Origin of the sequence: Phaeobacter sp. CAU 1743, assembly GCF_039839315.1 — a bacterium.
In the GTDB taxonomy this organism is placed as follows: Bacteria; Pseudomonadota; Alphaproteobacteria; order Rhodobacterales; family Rhodobacteraceae; genus Phycobacter; species Phycobacter gallaeciensis_A.
Window position 1 is genome coordinate 39,255 of sequence record NZ_JBDOQR010000018.1, and the last position, 15,673, is coordinate 54,927.

Annotated in this window: 16 protein-coding genes; 3 read left to right on the forward strand and 13 right to left on the reverse strand. The window is 63.2% G+C overall.

Going from position 1 to position 15,673, the window contains the following annotated elements; genetic code table 11:
- The first annotated feature begins 53 nt into the window (after nt 1–53).
- Both AAFO90_RS09310 and AAFO90_RS09315 read left to right on the forward strand, forming a co-directional pair.
- Nucleotides 54–401, forward strand: coding sequence for a CidA/LrgA family protein (locus tag AAFO90_RS09310; protein ID WP_274830849.1), 348 nt, complete (start codon nt 54–56; stop codon nt 399–401).
- Entirely contained in the window at nt 394–1,125 is a 732-nt protein-coding gene (locus AAFO90_RS09315; protein ID WP_347509239.1) for an LrgB family protein, read from the forward strand. The genes AAFO90_RS09310 and AAFO90_RS09315 overlap by 8 nt, the downstream gene beginning before the upstream one ends.
- Before the next feature lie 6 nt (nt 1,126–1,131).
- On the opposite strand, the gene AAFO90_RS09320 is transcribed toward AAFO90_RS09315, so the two are convergent.
- The 5 genes from AAFO90_RS09320 to AAFO90_RS09340 form a co-directional block, all read right to left on the reverse strand.
- Entirely contained in the window at nt 1,132–1,722 is a 591-nt protein-coding gene (locus AAFO90_RS09320; protein ID WP_065271101.1) for an HD domain-containing protein, read from the reverse strand.
- An 85-nt stretch (nt 1,723–1,807) separates the two neighbouring features.
- Complete coding sequence (locus tag AAFO90_RS09325; RefSeq protein WP_065271100.1) at nt 1,808–2,146, reverse strand: carboxymuconolactone decarboxylase family protein; 339 nt, start codon at nt 2,144–2,146, stop codon at nt 1,808–1,810.
- 73 nt (nt 2,147–2,219) lie between these two features.
- Entirely contained in the window at nt 2,220–2,876 is a 657-nt protein-coding gene (locus AAFO90_RS09330) for a DUF938 domain-containing protein (RefSeq protein ID WP_347509240.1), read from the reverse strand.
- A complete protein-coding gene (locus tag AAFO90_RS09335) occupies nt 2,876–3,952 on the reverse strand; it encodes an FAD-binding oxidoreductase (RefSeq protein ID WP_347509241.1) in 1,077 nt (358 codons plus the stop codon). The genes AAFO90_RS09330 and AAFO90_RS09335 overlap by 1 nt, the downstream gene beginning before the upstream one ends.
- A complete protein-coding gene (locus AAFO90_RS09340; RefSeq protein ID WP_347509242.1) occupies nt 3,949–4,905 on the reverse strand; it encodes an aldo/keto reductase in 957 nt (318 codons plus the stop codon). Before AAFO90_RS09340 ends, AAFO90_RS09335 begins: the two co-directional genes overlap by 4 nt.
- A 129-nt stretch (nt 4,906–5,034) precedes the next feature.
- On the opposite strand from AAFO90_RS09340, the gene AAFO90_RS09345 reads away from it, so the two are divergent.
- Nucleotides 5,035–5,649 (forward strand): CDP-alcohol phosphatidyltransferase family protein, encoded by a 615-nt coding sequence (locus AAFO90_RS09345; RefSeq protein WP_065271096.1) that lies wholly within the window; start codon nt 5,035–5,037, stop codon nt 5,647–5,649.
- 44 nt (nt 5,650–5,693) lie between these two features.
- Here AAFO90_RS09345 and AAFO90_RS09350 read toward each other — a convergent pair whose 3' ends face one another.
- The 8 genes from AAFO90_RS09350 to xdhA all read right to left on the reverse strand — a co-directional run bounded on the left by AAFO90_RS09350 (nt 5,694) and on the right by xdhA (nt 15,534).
- Nucleotides 5,694–6,011 carry a hypothetical protein gene (locus tag AAFO90_RS09350; protein ID WP_274830843.1) on the reverse strand — a complete coding sequence of 106 codons (318 nt, stop codon included), beginning with the start codon at nt 6,009–6,011 and terminating at the stop codon, nt 5,694–5,696.
- A 212-nt stretch (nt 6,012–6,223) separates the two neighbouring features.
- A complete protein-coding gene (locus AAFO90_RS09355) occupies nt 6,224–7,297 on the reverse strand; it encodes a BMP family ABC transporter substrate-binding protein (RefSeq protein ID WP_065271094.1) in 1,074 nt (357 codons plus the stop codon).
- A 71-nt stretch (nt 7,298–7,368) separates the two neighbouring features.
- Nucleotides 7,369–8,289 carry an ABC transporter permease gene (locus AAFO90_RS09360; protein WP_274832287.1) on the reverse strand — a complete coding sequence of 307 codons (921 nt, stop codon included), beginning with the start codon at nt 8,287–8,289 and terminating at the stop codon, nt 7,369–7,371.
- 1 nt (nt 8,290) lies between these two features.
- Nucleotides 8,291–9,373: an ABC transporter permease gene (locus AAFO90_RS09365; RefSeq protein ID WP_347509243.1), complete on the reverse strand. Its 1,083-nt coding sequence runs from the start codon at nt 9,371–9,373 to the stop codon at nt 8,291–8,293.
- A gap of 39 nt (nt 9,374–9,412) precedes the next feature.
- Nucleotides 9,413–10,930, reverse strand: coding sequence for an ABC transporter ATP-binding protein (locus tag AAFO90_RS09370; protein ID WP_347509244.1), 1,518 nt, complete (start codon nt 10,928–10,930; stop codon nt 9,413–9,415).
- A complete protein-coding gene (gene xdhC / locus AAFO90_RS09375; RefSeq protein WP_347509245.1) occupies nt 10,927–11,889 on the reverse strand; it encodes a xanthine dehydrogenase accessory protein XdhC in 963 nt (320 codons plus the stop codon). The genes AAFO90_RS09370 and xdhC overlap by 4 nt, the downstream gene beginning before the upstream one ends.
- Nucleotides 11,879–14,176, reverse strand: a complete 2,298-nt coding sequence (gene xdhB, locus AAFO90_RS09380) for a xanthine dehydrogenase molybdopterin binding subunit (RefSeq protein WP_347509246.1) — start codon at nt 14,174–14,176, stop codon at nt 11,879–11,881. The genes xdhC and xdhB overlap by 11 nt, the downstream gene beginning before the upstream one ends.
- Nucleotides 14,173–15,534, reverse strand: a complete 1,362-nt coding sequence (gene xdhA / locus AAFO90_RS09385) for a xanthine dehydrogenase small subunit (protein WP_347509247.1) — start codon at nt 15,532–15,534, stop codon at nt 14,173–14,175. Before xdhA ends, xdhB begins: the two co-directional genes overlap by 4 nt.
- Between the last annotated feature and the right edge of the window lie 139 nt (nt 15,535–15,673).

Genomic DNA, 15,673 nt, shown 5'->3' on the forward strand with positions numbered 1-15,673 from the left:
TTTGGATGCCAGAGGGATGCCACAGTCACCTCATCAGGTGCAGGAGGGATAAGATGCTGGGTTTCCTTACGCTTATACTGGTGTGTCAGCTGGCTGGGGAGTTCATCACCGGCGCCTTGGCGCTGCCCATACCGGGGCCGGTGCTGGGCATGGTGTTTCTGTTTATCATTCTGATGCTGCTGGGCCGGGTGCCCGCGCAGCTGGATCAGACGGCAAACGGCCTGTTGCGGTCGATGTCGCTGCTGTTCGTGCCGGCCGGGACCGGGGTGATCCTGCATTTCCAGCTGTTGGGACAGGCGCTGTTGCCGCTGGGGCTGGCGCTGGTGGTCTCGACTTTGGCGACCATCGCGGTGACGGGGCTTTTGATGCAGTGGCTGGGGGCAGGGTCCGCCGATGGATAACCTGCAGGACACCTGGGTCTATCTCAGCGCATCGCCGCTGTTTCATCTCACCCTGACGCTGGTTGCCTTTCAGCTGGCCAGTTTCCTGTTTGAGAAAACCGGCAGGAACCCATTGCTGAACCCGGTGCTGGGGGCGGTGCTGATCGTTGTGGCTGTGCTGATGCTGACCGGGACGGAATATGGCACCTATTTCGAGGGCGCCCAGTTCGTGCATTTCCTGCTGGGGCCTGCCACGGTGGCCCTTGCGGTGCCGCTCTATCGGCAATGGTACCGGGTGCGCCGTTCGGCTCTGGCTATCGTGGTGAGCCTTGTGGCCGGATCGCTGACCGCCATCCTGTCCGCCGTGGCGGTGGCCTGGCTTGCAGGCAGTTCCGAGGCGGTTCTTGCATCGGTGGCCCCGAAATCGGTGACGGCGCCCGTGGCAATGGGCATTGCCGAAAAACTGGGCGGCCTGCCGTCGCTGACCGCGGTTCTGGTAATCGTGACCGGCATCCTTGGCGCCATGCTGGGTCCAAAGGTGCTGGACGTGACCGGCGTGGTCGACTGGCGCGCGCGGGGGCTGGCGATTGGCACCGCCAGCCACGGGATCGGCACCGCTCGGGCGCTGCAGGTGAACGAGACCGCTGGCGCCTTTTCCGGCCTTGCCATGGGCCTCAACGCGCTCGCAACCGCGCTGCTGTTGCCGATCATCTGGAGCGGCATCCTGTGGATCATGGGCGGCTGAGCCGGATCAGCTGTCGCTGGTCTCGTTCAACTCCATGTGGCCTTCGCCGCGCGCCAGTACCCGGCGCAGGATCGGTTCGAAGAATTCCAGCGGTTTCGTCGGGTAATCCGGGTCAAAGGCGCATTGATCATAGTCGTGACAGAACTTGCGGCAGTCCTCCCAATAGGGGCTGTCGCGGTATTTGTCCCGTGCGTGACGGTCGCCGCCAAGGTGGTGATTGTAGTAATACCCCTGAAAGACGCAGTGGTGTTTCAGGATCCACCAGGTGCGTTCGCTGACATAGGGTTTCATCATCGCGGCGGCCAGTTCGCCGTGGTTATAGGGCGACAGGATATCGCCCACGTCATGCACCAGCGCCGCAACGACGATTTCGTCATCGGCGCCATCGGCGTGGGCGCGGGTGGCGGCCTGAAGACAATGCTGGAAGCGGTTCACCGGGTAGGGCGTCCAGTCCTCGTCAAGCGAGCGGATCGCGTCCAGAATGCGGTCGGGCAGGGCGGCGTTATAGGCCTCCTCATACTCCATGACCGCATCCCAGTCTGCCTTCCCAGCCTCTTCAAAGCTGGTCCAGGTGGGGGTGTGACGTTGATCTTTCATGGCAGGCTCCCGGTTGATCTTTTCCGCAAGCCTAGCCGCTGTTTTTCGAATGGAACAGGCCATTCTGTATGTGGTGATCCATGCCTCAGGCGGCGGTCAGCTCGTCAAAGCAGGTCATCGCCTTGGCCGCGTACATCATCGCGGGTCCGCCGCCCATCTGGATCGACATCGCCAGTACGTCGGCCACTTCTTCGCGGGTGGCGCCAGCCTTGATCAGGGTTTCCACGTGCAGGCCGATACAGTCCTCACAGCGCAGGGCGACCGCGATGCCAAGCGCCACGAATTCCTTTTGCTTGAACTCCAGCGTGCCACCCTGCTTCACCGCCTTGCCAAGGGCGCCAAAGGCCTGCGCGGTCTCGGGGATCGCCCGGTTCAGATTGCGCAGCCCGTTGCGGGTTCCGTCCAGTTTTTCGTGCCAGCCCATGATCTGTCCTTCATCATCATATTCATTTTTCTGAAGGAGTAGGGCGGGCGATGAGCTGCGGCTTTGATCTGGGTCAGAAATCCGGTTTTTGCGCCACCAGGGCCAGATTGTTTGCTGGCATTTCGATCACCTCGGCAAGATCAAGGCCCGCCTCCTGCAGCCAGTCGATGGTATCGAAATCGTCCTTGTAGCCGATGAGCGGATCATGGTCCGTCAGAGAGGCGTGAAACCTCGCATCCCCTTCGCTTGTCAGCTCTCCGGCGCGCATGAAGGGTCCATAGATCGCGACCCTTCCGGCTGGGGCCAGCGCGCGCGCAGCCTCGCGGATCAGGGTCCTGGCGTCATCCTCGGTGATGAGGTGCAGAAGGTTCGACAGGATGATAAAATCAACTGGTCCGACCGTTGCGGCCCATCCCGGTGCCGTCGCATCCAGTTCCGCAGCGGGGCGCAGGTTATCAAGACCCGCCTCCGCGACGTAAGCATCAATGCTGGCGCGGCGTGCGGCGTCCACCTCGGTCGGTTGCCAGATCAGCCCGGGCAGGCGCCGGGCATAGGCCACCACATGCTGGCCGGTGCCGCTGGCGATCTCCAGCGCGCTGCCGGTTTCAGGGGCGATATCGGCCAAAAGATCGCACAGGGGATCGATATTGCGCTCAGCGGAAGGGGCGAAGAGCTTACCATCCTGCGCAGCGGCGACAGAGGCGGTGCCGGGAACAGAGCGAACGGGCATCAGCGCAGCCTTTCCGGTGACAGGGAGGTAATGATGTCGCGATCCAGTTCGGGCGTCTTGCCGCCGATCAGGTCGCGCAGCAGGCGCGATGCGGCCGGTGCGGTCTGAAAACCATAGCCGCCCTGCGCCGCGCACCAGATGAAATCGGGGCGGTCAGGGTCGGCGCCCAACACCAGTGCGCCATCGCTCACGAAACTGCGTAGACCGGCCCAGTTGCTTTCGACCCGTGTGACGGGTTCGGTTACCTTTTCCTCATAGCGCGCCAGCCCTTCGGCCAGCACCATATCGTCGGCAAAGGCATCGTGCGGCTCAACCGGGTCGGCATCCGCAGGGGAGACCAGCAGCTTGCCTGCGTCGGGTTTGGCGTACCAACACTCCCCGACACCCATCATCATCGGCCATGTGGTGACATCGTGACCGCCCGGCGCGGGCAGCCGCGCCATGGAGCGGCGTTTTGGTGTGATCCCGATGGGCGCAACCCCGGCGAGGGCGGCGACACGGTCCACCCAGGCCCCTGCGGCATTGACCAGCTGCTTGCCCTCGTATGTCTGACCGCCTGCCGTCACCTGCCAGCCCGATCCGCTATGCTGGATCGCGGTGACCTCGGCCCGCGTGATCACCTGACCGCCTGCGCCGCGCACCACGCGTGCAAAATCCTGGATCATCCGGTCGGTATCCAGATCCTGCGCTTCCTCGTGCAGGGCGGCCATGGTGACGGAGGCCGGGTTCAGGATCGGCACCCGGGCATAGGCATCGTCGATATGGATCTTGTGCAGGTCCAGTTCTGCGACATCGGCTGCAAAACCGTCTTCTTCGCCGGGGCCTGCCACCAGCATGAAACCGCGCGGTGTCAGGTAACCGCCGTTAGCGTTGTGATGGTAGTCGGAACTGGCCTTGTTGAGCGCGACAACGGCTGGGTTGCCATAGCTTTCCTCGAACATGGCAGCCGAGCGCCCCGAGGCGTGATAGCCAAGCGCCTCTTCCGCCTCCAGTACCGTGACGCTGCCCAGATCCGACAGCCGCGCCGCGGCGCTGATCCCTGCGATGCCGCCGCCGATGACGATAAAATCACTCATGCGGAAATACCTTCGTCCTGTTCTTCAAGCCGGTCTGTCGCCGGCGCCGGGCGCGGGCTGAGCGCTGCAATCCGCGCATAAAGATCGGCACTCATGTCAAAATCCATCGCCGCGAGCGACGGCGCAAGCTGTTCTGCGGTGCGCCCCGAGATGATCGGCATCGGGCCGCTGGAATGGGCCGCCACCCAGGCCACGGCGAGGGTGGCCGGATCAGTGTCAAGCTCCTGCGCAAGCGCGGCAAGATCGGCAGCGGCGCGGTGCATCCAGTCCTGCCCATAGCGGCTGTTGTAGCGGGGATCTTCCTGCAGGCGGCCCTGACCGCTGCCCGCGGCGTATTTGCCGGTCAGCAGCCCGCCGCCCAGCGGAGAGTAGGGCGCGATGGCGATGTCCTGATCGGCGCACATGGGCAGGATCTCGACCTCGGCCTGACGTTTGACCAGCGAATACATCGGCTGCAGGATATCAATCGACAGATCGTATTTGGCGCCGATCATCTGCGCCTTGACCACCTGCCAGGCGGCGAAATTCGACAGGCCCACGTAACGGATCAGCCCCTGTTGTTTCAGGGATGCAAAACATTCCAGCGTTTCGTTGAGGTCGGTCTCGGGATCGAACCGGTGCAGGTAAAGGACATCGACCATATCCAGATCCAGCCGCGCCCGGCAGGTGTCGAACTGCGCCCGCATGTTGGCCGCGCCTGCGCCGCCGGTATAGCCAACCTTGGTCGCGATCAGCAGCTTGTCGCGCTCCCCCTTAATCAGACGGCCAAGGATCTTCTCGCTTTCGCCCTCGTTATAGACCCAGGCGGTGTCGAAATGGGTGATCCCGGCCGCGCGGCAGGCGTCATACATTTCGGCCGATTGCGCTGCGTCAGCGCGGCCTCCGAACTGCATGGTGCCAAAGGCAAAGCGGCTGACGGGGGCGTGGTCGGGGGTGGTCAGGATGCGTGTCATGGCGGCAACCTGCCACGTCGCGGGAACAGGGAAAAGAGCGAAGATGACGCAACAACAGGCTTCTGCCAAAAACGCCGCCGCGCGCAATTGTGACTGGAGCGCGCAGCGTTTGCAGGGCACAACAGAGCCATGTTTGATGCCCGTATCCGCCCGTTGATCGACCCTGCGTTGAACGCGCAGGGCAGGGTCATTGCGCGCTGGGGGATCAGTGCCAATCAGGTGACGCTATTAGGGCTGGCGCTGGGGCTTCTGTCTGCTGCGCTGATTGCTCTCGGGATGTTTGGCTGGGCGCTGCTGCCGTTGTTGCTGTCACGCCTTGCCGATGGGCTGGATGGGGCGGTGGCGCGGGCCAGCGCGCCGACGGGGTTTGGCGGTTATCTCGATATCACCTGCGATTTCCTGTTCTATGGCGCGGTGCCCTTGGCATTCGTGCTGGCGAACCCTGGGGCCAATGGCGCGGCAGGTGCCTTTCTGCTCATGTCTTTCTACGTGAACGGTGCCAGCTTCCTTGGTTATTCCGTCCTGGCCGAGCGGCACCAGATGTCCAGCACCGCGCGCGGCGTCAAAACGCTCTATTTCACCGGAGGGTTGCTGGAAGGGGCGGAGACAATCGGGTTCTTCGTGGCGCTCTGCCTGTTTCCGGGGGCCTTTGCCCTGATGGCCTGGGTGTTCGGCGCCTTGTGCTTCGTGACGGCTGCGTCACGTGTGCTGTTGGCCTATCGGGTGTTCTCGAAGAAGCGCTAGGCCCCCAGTGATTACTGTCGAGGCTGCGCTGTCTATGCGCCAGCTTATCGGCGTCTGATCCGATCCCGTCGCGCGATAATGTGAGTGACCGCACAGACCGGAAGCCAGATCTGAGCAAGCAGACCTGCGCCCAGTACGTTCCAGAACAGCGCCTCGGCGCCGCCCGAAAAACCGAACCTGGTTCCGGAGAGCAGGAACGCCACGCAAAAGGCGATCAGGCAGGACAGGAAAAATGCGCGCCATGGCTGGGTCGGCAGACGCCGGATCGTGAGAATAGACGCTGCGCAAGCAACCACGGCAAGGGCGATGGAGTAGGGGAGCCAGTCGCTCGCCAAGAGATAGCCGTAATCGAAAAACTCCATCCTTTTCTAGGCCTCCCGGTCTCGCGCCCCGCCGATGCTGGTGCGGCGAGAATATCAGAAGAGTTGGTCGTGGTCTGTAATAGGTTGCTTTGCTGCAGAAGTTGGGGTCGCCCAAGATTTGCGGAGTGGCTGTGCAGAGGAGAACTGCAGCCACCAAAAGAAAAGGCCCGCCAATCTGGCGGGCCTTTCCGTAACTCGTCTGGGCAAGCCGCTTACTGCGGGATGTCGCCTTCGATGCCTTCAACAAAGAAGTTCATGCCGGCCAGGGTGCCGTCATCGGCGGTTTCACCCTCTGCCAGCCATGCCGAACCGTCCTGCTTGTTCAGCGGGCCGGTGAACGGGTGGTAGGAACCGTCCGCGATCGAGGCTTTCAGCGCCAGCGCGGCTTCTTTTACGTCGGCGGGAACCGCGTCGGAGATTTCACCGATGCCCACCATGCCCGGGCCGATGCCGTCCCAGGTGTCAACCGAGGTCCAGGTGCCGTCCATCACGGCCTTGGTACGGGCGATGTAATAGGGCGCCCAGTTGTCGATGATCGAGGAGACGCGCGGTTTCGGCGCATACTCGGCCATGTCGGAAGCCTGACCAAAGGTGATCACGTTGCCTGCGGCCTGTGCAGCGGCCTGCGGCGCGGTGGAGTCGGTGTGCTGCAGGATCACGTCGGCGCCCTGTTCGATCAGAACCTTGGCGGCGTCGGCTTCTTTGGCCGGGTCGAACCAGGTGAAGGCCCAGACGATCTTGAAGGTGACGTCGGGGTTCACTTTCTTGGCGTGGATATAGGCAGAGTTGATGCCGCGGATCACTTCGGGGATCGGGTAGGACCCGATGTAGCCGACGATGTTGCTCTCGGTCATGTTGCCCGCGATGGTGCCCTGAACGGCGCGGCCCTCATAGAAGCGTGCAGAATAGGTCGAGACGTTGTCGGCTCGCTTGTAGCCGGTGGCGTGCTCGAACTTCACGTTCGGGAACTTCTTGGCGACGTTGATGGTCGGATCCATGTAGCCAAAGGAGGTGGTGAAGATCAGGTCGGCGCCCTGCAGCGCCATCTGGGTAATCACGCGCTCGGCGTCGGGGCCTTCTGCGACGTTTTCAACATAGACGGTTTCGACCTTGTCGCCGAATTCCTCTTCTACGGCCAGGCGGCCCTGATTGTGCTCATAGGTCCAGCCACCGTCGCCGACGGGACCGACATAGACAAAGCCTACCTTGGTCTTGTCTTCGGCCATCGCGCCGGTCGCAAGGCCAAGCGCCATGGCGGCGCTGGTCAGAAGTGTCGTCAGTTTCATCAAAGGGATCCCCCGTGTTGTTTATAATGTGCCCGGATGCCCGGGCAGGGTGTTTGGCCTGCCGTCAGATCCTAACGGGAGGCATGGAAATTGCGGCCAAGGGCAGCGGGTGCGCTGCTCTTATCCGCTGATAGAATGACAAGCACCACAATGGTGATCAGATAGGGCGACATTGCCAGATACTCGACCGGGATGGCAACGCCTGCTGCCTGAAGATTAAGCTGCACCACGGTAACACCGCCGAAAAGATAGGCGCCCAGCAGCACCCGCCAGGGTTTCCAGCTGGCAAAGACCACCAGCGCAAGGGCGATCCAGCCGATGCCGGCGGTCATGCCTTCGGTCCACTGGGGGACCCGGATCAGGCTGATATAGGCACCGCCCATGCCAGCGCAGGCGCCGCCGAACAGGATCGCCAGCACCCGGATGCGCAGCACCTTGTAGCCAAGCGCGTGGGCCGCATCGTGGTTCTCCCCCACCGCGCGCAGGATCAGACCCACACGGGTGTATTTCAGTACCACCCAGACCACCGCTGTCAGGACAATGCCGAAATAGAGGATGATGTCATGGCCAAACAGGATCGGTCCAACGACGGGCAGATCGCTCAGGACCGGGATATGGATGTCCTGCATCTGCGGCGGTTTGATGCCGACATAGCTTTGTCCCATCAGCGCCGAGATTCCGAGCCCGAAGAGCGTCAGCGACAGGCCCGATGCGACCTGGTTGGCCTTGGCAAACTGGGTCAGGATGGCGAAGAGGGTGGACAGCGTCGCCCCCGCCACTGCGGCGATGACAAAGCCGAAGAGCGGCGAGCCGCTTTCGACTGCGGTGGCAAAGCCGGCGATGGCGCCGGTGATCATCATGCCTTCGACGCCAAGGTTCAGAACGCCTGCCTTTTCCACCACCAGTTCGCCCACGGCGGCCAGCAGCAGCGGCGTAGCCGCCACCATGAGGGAGGCGATCAGCAGGACCGGGTTGATTGCGGATAGATCCATCTTACGCCACCTCCGGTTTGCCGATTGCGATACGGAAATTGGTGAGCAGGTCGAATGCCAGAAGGAAGAACAACAGCATCCCCTGGAAGACCTGGATCGCCGCCGAGGGCAGCCCCATGTTCGACTGCGCGATATCGCCGCCAATATACGTCAGCGCCATCAGTCCCCCTGCGAGCAGGATCCCGACGGGATGCAGACGACCAAGAAAGGCCACGATAATGGCAGTGAAGCCATAGCCCACGTTGAAATCGATCGAGACCTGGCCCGACGGACCGGAGACCTCGAACAGGCCGGCAAGGCCCGCCAGCATGCCGGATGCGCCAAGGCAGAACAGGATCAGGCGCGCAGGCTTCACGCCCGCAAAACGCGCCGCGCGCGGGGCTTCGCCGGTCAGGCGGATCTGATAGCCCAGCATGTGCCGGTTCAGCAGTACATAGGCAAAGATCACCGCGATCAGCGCGGCAACCACACCCCAGTGCATGCCGGAGCCTGCGATCAGATCGGCGTTATGGGCGCTTTCGTATTGCTGCAGGTTGCGGCTACCCGGAAAACCAAAGCCTTCGGGGTTCTTGAGCAACCCCAGCGACATGGAGGCAAGGAACTGCTCGGCCACATAGACCAGCATCAGGGAGACAAGGATTTCATTGGTGCCGAAGCGAACCTTCAAAAAGGCCGGGATCATCGCCCAGATCCAACCGCCAAAGGCCCCTGCGAGGACCATGAGCGGGAAGATGTACCAGGCCTCCAGTGGGTAAAAGGCCAGCCCCATCCCGGCGCCGAACAGCGCGCCCATGATGTATTGTCCCTCGGCGCCGATGTTCCAGATCCCGGCGCGAAAACCCAAGGACAGGCCGATGGCGATCAAGACCAGCGGCGCGCCTTTGATCAGCAACTGCGGGCGGTAGTAGAAGGCGAACTCGCCAAACAGCGGTTCCCAGAAGATGGTGCGGATCGCCTCGACCGGGTCCTTGCCCAGGATGGCGAACAACAGCCCGCCCGCGATCATCGTTGCCAGCACCGCCACCAGCGGCGTGGCCATCGACCAGGCGCGCGACGGCTGTGGCCGTTTCTCAAGCCGGATCATGCGTCGGCTCCTTCATTAATAGTCAAATACTGGCAGAGATCAGACATGCGCCACCTCCATGCCGTGGGCGCCGCCCATCATCAGGCCGATTTCATCCACCGTCAGCCCGGCCGCCGGGCGCGGCGCGCTCAGGCGGCCTTCGTTCAGAGCGGCGAAACTGTCGGAAATCTCCATCAGTTCGTCCAGATCCTGACTGATGCAGATGACGGCGGTGCCACCTGCGGCCAGATCCAGCAGCGATTGCCGGATCGCGGCGGCGGCAGAAGCATCAACGCCCCACGTCGGTTGGTTCACCACCAGCACCTCGGGGCGTTGCAGCACCTCGCGGCCGATGACGAATTTCTGCAGGTTGCCCCCGGACAGAGAGCGCGCCGCGTTTTCCGGTCCCGGCGTGCGCACGTCGAATTCGGAAATCACGCGTTTGGCAAACGCCTTGGCGGCGGGCCAATTGAGGAAACCGCGGCTGACCAGACCTTCGCGCACGGCGGCGGTCAGCATGGCATTTTCCGTGAGGCTCATGTCCGGCGCTGCCGCATGGCCAAGGCGTTCTTCGGGGGCCGACAGCAGCCCAAGGCGCCGCCGTGCAACCGGACCCAGCTTGCCGATGGGCTGGCCGTGCAGTTTCACCGCATCCGGAACCGACAGGGTCTCACCCGACAGAACGGCCAGCAGCTCATCCTGGCCGTTGCCGGCCACGCCGCCGATGCCCAGGATCTCTCCCTTGCGCACGCTCAGGTGTACGTTCTTCAGCGCGGTGCCAAAGGCCGACGGTGCGGGAACCGACAAGCCGCTGATGTCCATCGCCACGTCGCCGAGGTCACGGCCGACGCGTTCCGGGGTCTTGAGTGCGGTGCCCACCATCATCTCGGCCATATCGCGGGCCGATGTTTCGGATGGGGTGCATTCGCCGACGTTCTTGCCCAGCCGCAGGATGGTGGCGTGATCGCACAGGGTGCGGATCTCTTCCAGCTTGTGACTGATATAAAGGATCGAGGTGCCTTCGCTGCGCAGTTTTTGCAGGGTCTCGAACAGGATCTCGACCTCCTGCGGGGTCAGTACCGAGGTCGGCTCGTCCATGATCAGCAGTTTCGGATCCTGTAGCAGGCAGCGGATGATCTCGACCCGCTGGCGTTCCCCGGCAGAGAGATCGCCCACGGTGCGGAATGGATCGAGCGGCAATCCGTAGGTTTCAGAGACCTCGCGGATGCGGCTGGCCAGATCACGCAGCGGCGGCGGGTTTTCCATGCCAAGGGCGATGTTTTCCGCCACATTCAGCGCATCGAACAGGGAAAAATGCTGGAATACCATGGCGATGCCATCGGCGCGGGCGGCGCGAGGCTCGGCCGGGACAAAGGGCGCTCCGCGCAGCAGCATCTGGCCGCTGTCGGGTTTCACCAGCCCGTAGATCATTTTCACAAGGGTGGATTTGCCGGCGCCGTTTTCACCCAGAAGGGCGTGCACCTCGCCTTCGCCGATGTCGAAAGACACCTGATCGTTGGCAACGACGCCCGGGTAGGCCTTGGTCAGGCCCTGGAGGCTCAGAAGGGGTACAGTCACGCGTGCCGGTCCTTTCTTAGTTCCTGTTCTGCGCTGCCTCTTGCTTCCAGCGCCAGCAGTTGCGCCGTCACACCGACCGCGATTGCCTGCGGGTGCTTGCCCAGGGCCGGATCCCCGATCGGACAGGTGATCCGGTCGATCCGCGCGGGGGCGTGGCCTAGGGCAGTAAGCCGGGAACGGAAGCGCGCCCATTTGGTCGCGGAGCCGATCAGCCCGGCAAAGGCAAAGTCATGTTTCAGCAGGGCGTGGCATAGCGCCAGATCCAGCTCATGGGAATAGGTCAGAACCAGATGTCGGGCAGTTGACGGCGCGTGAGCCACCAAAAGCGACGGATTTTCAGCCCATACGGGGGTTATGGTGTCCGAAATATGCTTGGGAAACCGGTTTCGGGCGGTGTCGACCCAAGTGATGTCGTGATCGGGCAGGGGCGCCAGCACATCGACCAGCGCGCGCCCGACATGGCCCGCGCCCCAGATCCACAGAGGGTGCTCTGGCTGGTGCCGGGCTTCGATCATCCAGCCGTCGATCAGCTGCGGCTCCGGGCGCTGGCCCTGATTGCGTTGCCGGGTCAGCAGACGCCGCACCGTGAGCGGCATCAGGCTGTCCTGTCCCGCAGGGCGCGCGATCACCTCGGTGTCGAGGCGTTCTAGGTCATTCGCCTCATAGACCTCGCTCAGCAGCGTTACCGATCCGCCGCAGCACTGACCAAGATCAGGCCCAAGCGCGTGGGTGCTTAGGCGGGAAGGTGTGTCTTGCCCGGCGGCCCTTTGCGCTGCTTCATACTCAAGCGCTCCGCCGCCGATGGTGCCGGATTGGGCAAAACCGTCCTCTGTGCGCCAGACCAGCATGGCGGCGCCCACTTCGCGCGGGCAGGAGCCGCGGATGGCCGCGATCACCACGCGGGTCACACGTCCATGCGCAGCTATTGCGGCCTTGAGGCCTTCGATATCAAACCCCATCGCTGGTCCTCCGCGCCGCGCGCCAGATTTCTTCGGCGGTGGCCGGTGCATCAAGCGCAGGATAGGTCGCGCCAAAGGCCGAGACCGCATCCGACAGCGCCAGCCAAGCCGAGATCCCCAGCATGAAGGGCGGCTCGCCCACTGCCTTGGACCGGTAGATGGTGTCCTCGCGGTTCTTTCCGTCATAAAGCGCCACGTTGAAGACGTCCGGACGGTCAGAGCAGGCCGGGATCTTGTAGGTTGAGGGCGCATGGGTACGCAACGCGCCCTTGTCGTCCCAGACCAACTCTTCGGTGGTGAGCCATCCGGCGCCCTGCACATAACCGCCTTCGACCTGGCCGATGTCCAATGCCGGATTCAGCGAGGCGCCCGCATCATGCAGGATGTCGGTGCGCAGGATGCGGTTTTCGCCAGTGAGCCGGTCAACGACCACCTCGGTCAGGGCGGCGCCATAGGCAAAGTAGAAGAAGGGGCGTCCCTGTCCCTTGATCCGGTCCCACTCCAGTTTTGGGGTCTTGTAGAAGCCGGTCGACGACAGGCTGATCCGCCCCTCGTAGCAAAGTTTCGCCGCCGCATCGAAGCTGAGCTCTATCGCGTCGCCAATCCGAACCACGCCGTCTGCAAAGACCACATCCGCAGGCGCGGCCTGATGTAGGGATGCCAGGTGTTCGGCCATGCGGGCGCGGATGGTGTCACAGGCGGCCTTGACCGCCATCCCATTGAGGTCAGACCCGGAAGAGGCCGCCGTGGCAGAGGTATTCGGCACCTTGGCGGTATCGGTGGCGGTGATCTTCACCTTCTCCAGTGGGATACCAAACCGGCTGGCCGCCACCTGCGCGACCTTCTGGAACAATCCCTGTCCCATCTCGGTACCGCCGTGGTTCAGGTGGACCGAGCCGTCCTGATAGACATGAACCAGTGCCCCAGCCTGATTGAGGTGGGTCAGGGTGAAGGAAATACCGAACTTTACCGGAGAGAAGGCGAGCCCCCGTTTGAGCTGTGTCTGCCCCTGGTTCCAGTCGGCGATTTCTGCCTTGCGGGCGGCATAATCCGCGCTTTCCAGCAATTGCGCGGTCATCTCGTGCAATTCGAAATCGCTGACCTCCATGCCATAGGGGGTCGTGTTATCGCCCGTGGTGGTGCCGGGGGCGGCGTAGTAGTTGCGCTGGCGCAATTCCACCGGGTCCAGCTTCAGGTTATGGGCGATATGGTCCATGACCCGTTCGATTCCGACCATGCCCTGAGGGCCGCCGAACCCGCGATAGGCGGTGGCGCTTTGCCGGTTGGTCTTGAGGCGATGACTTTCGATGCGGATCGCCGGGATCGCATAGGCGTTGTCGGCGTGCAGCATGGCGCGGTCAGCCACCGGCAGCGACAGATCCTGCGCCCAGCCGCAATCCACCAGATGGGTGAACTCCACCCCCAACAGGCGGCCGTCCGTGTCAAACCCCGCCCGGTAGGAAATGCGGAAGGCGTGGCGTTTGCCGGTGATGACCATGTCATCATCGCGGTCATAGCGCATCTTGCAGGGGCGCCCGGTGTGGCGCGCGGCAATGGCGCAGGCGACCGCCAGCGCGTTGCCCTGGCTTTCCTTGCCGCCAAATCCGCCACCCATGCGCCGGGTTTCCACCCGCACCGCATGCATCGGCAGGCCGATCGCCTCGGCCACCTTGTGCTGGATCTCGGTCGGGTGCTGGGTTGAGGAATTGACCAGCATGCCGCCATCCTCTTGTGGCTGGGCCAGCGCGGCCTGTCCTTCGAGATAGAAATGTTCCTGCCCGCCAAGGTCAAAGCTGCCTTCGACCATGCGCGGAGCGGCGGAGATGGCTGCGGCGGCATCGCCCTTTTGATAGATGCGCGGGCCTTCCTCGAACCGGCTGTCGGCGGCCAATGCGGCCTCCAGTGCCAGCAGGGGTGTTTCCTCGGCGTAGTCGATCACGGCCTTGCGGGCGGCGATGCGCGCGGCCCGGTGGCTGGTTGCCACCACCAGAAACACCGGCTGGCCGACATAGTTGATCGCGCCGGATGTCAGTAGTGGCTCATCATGGTTCGACGGGGAGACATCATTGTCAAAGGGCAGATCACCGGCGCTCAGCACCGCGACCACGCCGGAGCTTTGGCGGGCGGGCTCCAGATCCATCTTGGTGATGCGCCCCTTGGCGATGGCCGACAAGCCGAAGGCCAGATGTAGGGTGCCGCGCGGCGTCGGGGTGTCGTCCACATAGCGGGCGGCGCCGGTCACATGCAGGCGGGCGGCGTCGTGGGGCAGGGGTTTTGCAACGCTCATTGGCCCACCTCCAGCACGCTGACGGTTTCGCCCGCGAGATCCGCGAAACAGCGTTGCAGCATGTTGCGGGCGCAGTCGAGGCGGTATTCATCCGAGGCGCGCATGTCCCGCATCGGGGTGAAGTCCTTGTCGAATTCCGCTTGGGCAAGGGCAATGGTTGCCGGTGTCCAGGGTTGCCCGACAAGAGCGGCCTCAACATTGGACGCGCGCTTGGGAATGCCTGCCATGCCGCCAAAGGCGATGCGCGCCGCGCGCACGATGCCATCTTCGACCGTGACATTGAAAGCGCCGAGCACGGCCGAGATGTCCTGGTCAAAGCGTTTGGAGAGCTTATAGACGCGCAGGGTATCGGGCTGACGCGGGAAAGAAACCGCCTCGACGAATTCGCCCGGCTGACGGTCCTGTTTGCCGTATTCAAGGAAGAAGTCTTCAAGCGGCAGATCGCGCCGGGTGTCGCCCTTGCGAAGATGCAGCGTGGCGCCAAGCGCGATGAGCGCGGGCGGGTTGTCCCCGATGGGGGAGCCATTGGCGATATTGCCGCCGACCGTGGCAGCCGCGCGCACCTGCTGCGAGGCATAGCGGCGGATCATCTCGGCATAGGACGGGTGCAGCGGGGCGATGGCGGCCCGCATCCGGTTCATGTCGACCATGGCGCCGACGCGGACTGTCTCGTCGCTGATCTCGATCTGTTTCAGGTCGGTGCAGCGGTCTAGGAAAATCATATGTTCCAGATCGCGCAGGCCCTTGGTCACCCAGAGACCGACATCCGTCGCTCCGGCCACCAGCGTTGCCTCGGGGTTAGCGGCGAAGAGCGCGGCGAGATCGTCGGATGAAGTCGGCATGTCATCAAGGGGTGTGGCCGCAGGTGGGGCCTCGGACGCGATCCAGTCGGGCACCGGTTGATCGGCTGCCGCCTTGGCCGCGCGGACGATGGGCGCATAGCCGGTGCAACGGCACAGGTTTCCGGCCAATTGGTCGTCGAAATCGTGGGCGCCGTTCTTGTGTGCGGTGACCATCGACATGACGAAGCCGGGGGTGCAGAACCCGCACTGGCTGCCGTGATGTTTGATCATTGCGTCCTGGACCGGGTGCAGGCTGCCGTCCGGCCCGGCAGCGCCTTCGACGGTGCGCACCGATTTGCCGTTCAGCTGTGGCAGGAACAGAATGCAGGCATTCAGCGGCTTTGCGCCCTGTTCATCGGTCACCATCACCGTGCAGGCGCCGCAGTCGCCCTCGTTGCAGCCTTCCTTGGTGCCGGTCAGGCCGCGCTCTTCGCGCAGCCAATCGAGCAGCGTCGCCGACGAATTCGCATCGCTCAGCGTTACCTCCTCACCGTTCAGATGAAAGGTGATTGTCATCTTGTGAAACCCGTCGCCTTACCCTGTTTTCCCGTACTGCCAACCCTTCGATGCGACGTAGAAGAGCCAGCGGGATATATGCATGCTTGTTAAGCATAGCCTAGAAAGCCCAAGCGGATTCTGGCAAGAAAAAGCGACA

Coding starts and splice junctions, on each gene's coding strand:
- AAFO90_RS09360 (WP_274832287.1), bottom strand. CDS start 8,289: ATGGATCTATCCGCAATCAACCCGGTCCTGCTGATCGCCTCCCTCATG.
- AAFO90_RS09315 (WP_347509239.1), top strand. CDS start 394: ATGGATAACCTGCAGGACACCTGGGTCTATCTCAGCGCATCGCCGCTG.
- AAFO90_RS09330 (WP_347509240.1), bottom strand. CDS start 2,876: ATGCCCGTTCGCTCTGTTCCCGGCACCGCCTCTGTCGCCGCTGCGCAG.
- AAFO90_RS09335 (WP_347509241.1), bottom strand. CDS start 3,952: ATGAGTGATTTTATCGTCATCGGCGGCGGCATCGCAGGGATCAGCGCC.
- AAFO90_RS09340 (WP_347509242.1), bottom strand. CDS start 4,905: ATGACACGCATCCTGACCACCCCCGACCACGCCCCCGTCAGCCGCTTT.
- AAFO90_RS09325 (WP_065271100.1), bottom strand. CDS start 2,146: ATGGGCTGGCACGAAAAACTGGACGGAACCCGCAACGGGCTGCGCAAT.
- AAFO90_RS09350 (WP_274830843.1), bottom strand. CDS start 6,011: ATGGAGTTTTTCGATTACGGCTATCTCTTGGCGAGCGACTGGCTCCCC.
- AAFO90_RS09310 (WP_274830849.1), top strand. CDS start 54: ATGCTGGGTTTCCTTACGCTTATACTGGTGTGTCAGCTGGCTGGGGAG.
- AAFO90_RS09355 (WP_065271094.1), bottom strand. CDS start 7,297: ATGAAACTGACGACACTTCTGACCAGCGCCGCCATGGCGCTTGGCCTT.
- xdhA (WP_347509247.1), bottom strand. CDS start 15,534: ATGACAATCACCTTTCATCTGAACGGTGAGGAGGTAACGCTGAGCGAT.
- AAFO90_RS09345 (WP_065271096.1), top strand. CDS start 5,035: ATGTTTGATGCCCGTATCCGCCCGTTGATCGACCCTGCGTTGAACGCG.
- xdhB (WP_347509246.1), bottom strand. CDS start 14,176: ATGAGCGTTGCAAAACCCCTGCCCCACGACGCCGCCCGCCTGCATGTG.
- AAFO90_RS09320 (WP_065271101.1), bottom strand. CDS start 1,722: ATGAAAGATCAACGTCACACCCCCACCTGGACCAGCTTTGAAGAGGCT.
- AAFO90_RS09365 (WP_347509243.1), bottom strand. CDS start 9,373: ATGATCCGGCTTGAGAAACGGCCACAGCCGTCGCGCGCCTGGTCGATG.
- xdhC (WP_347509245.1), bottom strand. CDS start 11,889: ATGGGGTTTGATATCGAAGGCCTCAAGGCCGCAATAGCTGCGCATGGA.